Raw genomic sequence first — 2141 nt, 5'->3', positions numbered from 1 at the left:
TGGCGCGCGCGTCCGGACGTCGGCGCGCGGACACGGCGCCGACACGCCGACGAGAGCGGCCTTACCGGCCGCCTACCGGCCGCCTACCGGCCGTACGGCCGCGACGGCCGCACGGCCCGGCGATCGGGCGGCCGGACGGGCCCGCGTGACCGCGCGGCCCCGGTGGCCGGGCCCCCGTGACGCAGGGACGTCCGGGGCCGGCGCGGGGCCGGTTTTCGAGCGGGCCGGGGTACGGTTTCAGAGTTTGAAAAGCTTCGCGAACGGGGCCAGAATCTTGACTTTCTGCGTCCCGAAGTCGACCAGGACGGCACGGCCCGGGTCGATTTCCAGGACCCGGCCGAGCCCGTACTTGTCGTGCGTGACCCGGTCTTGGAGCGCGAACTCCTTGACGGGCGGAGCCGCGGCCGGTGGTTTGAAGGGGCTGGTGGGCAGGTGTCGCCGTTGGGTCGGCTTGGACGGTTTCATCACTCTCCAGTATGCGCCCACCCGGCCACCATCGGCGGCCACTCCGGGATCCGGCATAGAATTTACCCGCACCCTGCGACGACCGGCATAGAATTCCGGATCGTCGATGCAATCATGTGGTATTGTTGCACTTCGTGCGTTTGCGGTGTTCGACCTCAAACGCATTTTTGTTGTTCAGGATCTTCCGGACGGGCCATCGCGGCGGCCCCCGCGCGGAGCGCGCGGTGCGAGCGCCGCCGGTCCTCCCCCGGTTCGTTCCCCCGCGCAGCGGAGCCGTCCTCGACACGCGCCGCTCCTGTGGAAGGCTCCCATATGCCCCGCCCCGCCCGACCGGCCCGACGCGGCCGCCCCGCCCGTCCCCGGCCCGCCGGGGACGACCGCCGTCCGGCGAACGGGCGGCGGTCCGGCGACGACTTCGCCCCGCCGAAGACGACCACGCCGCCGCTGCCGCCGGTCGAGTCGTTCGCCGAGCTGGAGATGCCCGCGCCGCTCCTGGAGACGCTGTCCGGCCGGGGCGTGACCGCGCCGTTCCCGATCCAGGCCGCCACCCTGCCGAACGCGCTCGCCGGACGCGACGTCCTCGGCCGCGGCCGTACCGGGTCCGGCAAGACCCTCGCCTTCGGCCTGCCGCTGCTCGCCCGCACCGCCGGGCACCGCGCCGAGCCGCGCGACCCGCTGGCCCTCGTGCTCGTCCCCACGCGGGAGCTCGCGCAGCAGGTCACCGACGCGCTCACCCCGTACGCCGAGGCCGTGGGCCTGCGGATGACCACCGTGGTCGGCGGCCTGTCGATCACCCGGCAGGCGACCGCCCTCGCCCGCGGCGCGGAGGTGCTGGTCGCCACTCCCGGACGCCTCGCCGACCTCATCGACGCGGCGACTGCGGCTCGGCCGGGTGCGGATCACCGTGCTCGACGAGGCCGACCAGATGACCGACATGGGCTTCCTGCCGCAGGTCACCAGGCTCCTGGAGCAGACCCCGGCGGGCGGGCAGCGGATGCTGTTCTCCGCGACGCTCGACCGCAACGTCGACCGGCTCGTCCGCGCCTTCCTGAGCGACCCCGTCACCCACTCGGTCGACCCGCCCAAGGGCGCGGTCACCACGATGGAGCACCACCTGCTGCACGTGGCCGACACCGACAAGCACGAGACGACCGTGCACGTCGCCGCCCGCCGCGACCGGGTGATCATGTTCGTGGCGAAGAAGCACGCCGCCGACCGGCTCGTCCGCAAGCTGACCTCCCGCGGCGTCAGCGCCGCGGCGCTGCACGGCGGCAAGACCCAGTCGCAGCGCAACCGCGCGCTGGAGGGCTTCCGCACCGAGGCCGTCACCGTGCTGGTCGCCACCGACGTCGCGGCCCGCGGCATCCACATCGACGACCTCGACCTCGTCGTCAACATCGACCCGCCCGCCGACCACAAGGACTACCTGCACCGCAGCGGGCGCACCGCGCGGGCCGGGGCGCGCGGCACCGTGGTCACCCTCGTGCTCCCCGACCAGCGCCGCGACGTGGACGCGATGATGGCCGCGACCGGCATCAGCCCGCACAGCACCAGCGTGCGGCCCGGCGACGCCGAGCTCGCCCGCATCACCGGCGCCCGTCCCCCCGCCCGTCCCGCACCCGACAACCGCGGCGGCGCCCCGGGCGGCGGCGCCCGTGGCGGCGGTGCCCGGAACG

2 protein-coding genes and 1 pseudogene are annotated in these 2141 nt (G+C 74.4%); 2 read left to right on the top strand and 1 reads right to left on the bottom strand.

The genetic code is table 11. The features are described from left to right. Positions 1-180, top strand: a 180-nt coding sequence (locus tag BJF79_RS63635; protein ID WP_262403184.1) for a hypothetical protein, incomplete at its 5' end; no start/stop codon positions are given. 57 nt (positions 181-237) lie between these two features. On the opposite strand, the gene BJF79_RS38265 is transcribed toward BJF79_RS63635, so the two are convergent. Beyond that, positions 238-465: a hypothetical protein gene (locus BJF79_RS38265; RefSeq protein WP_262403183.1), complete on the bottom strand. Its 228-nt coding sequence runs from the start codon at positions 463-465 to the stop codon at positions 238-240. Positions 466-777: 312 nt separating this feature from the next. Here BJF79_RS38265 and BJF79_RS38260 point away from each other — a divergent pair. After that, positions 778-2141: pseudogene (locus tag BJF79_RS38260) on the top strand (DEAD/DEAH box helicase); the annotation flags it as partial.

The sequence above is a fragment of the Actinomadura sp. CNU-125 genome (assembly GCF_001942465.1).
In the GTDB taxonomy this organism is placed as follows: Bacteria; Actinomycetota; Actinomycetes; order Streptosporangiales; family Streptosporangiaceae; genus Spirillospora.
This window is presented reverse-complemented; position numbering and strand designations above follow the sequence as displayed.

Excerpts from the sequence above, each read along its gene's own strand:
- BJF79_RS38265 (WP_262403183.1), bottom strand. The coding sequence starts at position 465 with ATGAAACCGTCCAAGCCGACCCAACGGCGACACCTGCCCACCAGCCCC.